At 51.9% G+C, this 1,360-nt stretch carries 1 pseudogene; it reads right to left on the bottom strand.

From position 1 onward, the window contains the following. Nucleotides 1–1,360, bottom strand: a pseudogene (locus tag BN3769_RS09605) (RHS repeat protein); the annotation flags it as partial.

Here is a 1,360-nt window from a genome sequence, read left to right as displayed (position 1 = left end):
TAAATCCAGCCGGTTTCCGGATCAACCCGCTTGCTGGCATAGCGCCAAGGATTGCCGACTTGTGAAGCAGCTATGTCTTGTCCATTGGCATTGAGGATGGTCTCTTCGCCAAAAGCAGTGTAGCGATACGCTTCGCATGCCTGGCCTGTTTGAGCATCGAGCAGGCAAACAACATGTCCTTGATGATCGTGCAGGGGAGCGAAGAGGCATCCTTTCAATTCTAATGCAATGGCAGCGCCAAGCTCGGCGCCATGGCCATTGCCTAGCAAGCGCAGTTCCTGGATGGCTCCTTTATTGTCGACAGAGCCGATCTCATTTTCGCCTTGATAAAGGTAACGCTCTTGCATGCCTGGACGACTCTTGCTCATGCGGCGATTAAATGGATCGTAAGCGTAAGAGATGGTTTCTTGATCGGTTATAACTTGAATGAGGCGGCTCAGCGCATCATAGCGGTAGCGGGTGACTTTGCCGCTTTGCGTTTTCTCTATCAAGTTGCCATTGCGGTCATAAACATAGGTGCTGTCCTTTTGTTTGAGCAACTGATGAATGCCATTGAGCGTATGCGCTTGTCCGTCTTTGCTTAAGCGGTTCTGCAAAGAATCCGTGTGGTAATGGTGCGTCTGATGGCCGCGTTCTGTCTGCAAATGGTCGAGGTTGTTGTAGCCAAAGGCATAGGCTTGGGAGCCCTTTACATCCTCAATCTGCTTGAGGATCAAGCGACCGGCTTCGTCGTAGCCTTTTTCCGGAATGACTTCCGACCAGGAGGGCGCTTGGATTGTCCGCTGGCGCTTGGACAAGTCGTATTGATAGGAAGCTTGTCCCGCTTGCTCGATCAAGCGCGCGCTTAAGAGCGATCCTGCCTGGTCGTAGGTTTCGTAGCGATGCGAGTAGAGGAGTTGGCCGGATTTTATGCGGGAAACTTCACGCAAAAAAGCCGCATCGTAGCGGTAGCCGATGGCGCTGCCATCAGGCAGCTGGATGCGGACCGGACGGCCTAAACGATCGTAGGCATAGCTTACGGTCAAACCGTTAGCCAAACGTTCGCTTGCCAAATTGCCTTGCGCATCATAAAGGCGGGTCGTATCCGTATGATGGACCAGGTCATCCACTTGCGTCACTTGGTGATTGCGGTTATAGGCATAGTGGTAAGCCAGGGAGCCGTCGTCGGCTTTAAATTCGCTGAGACGACCATGGGCATCATAGGTATAAAGAAGGGCTGTGCCATCGGGCTTAGTGGTCCTGTTTTTTTGCCCATAAGCATTGTAGTCGGTATAGGTATGCTTTTGTTCGGGTGTGCCTAGGCCTTCTATGCAGCTGGTTTCCTGCCCCATTTCATTATACGTCCAGCTATTGATCGATT

Origin of the sequence: Candidatus Protochlamydia phocaeensis, from assembly GCF_001545115.1 — a bacterium.
Lineage (GTDB): Bacteria > Chlamydiota > Chlamydiia > Chlamydiales > Parachlamydiaceae > Protochlamydia_A > Protochlamydia_A phocaeensis.
This window is presented reverse-complemented; position numbering and strand designations above follow the sequence as displayed.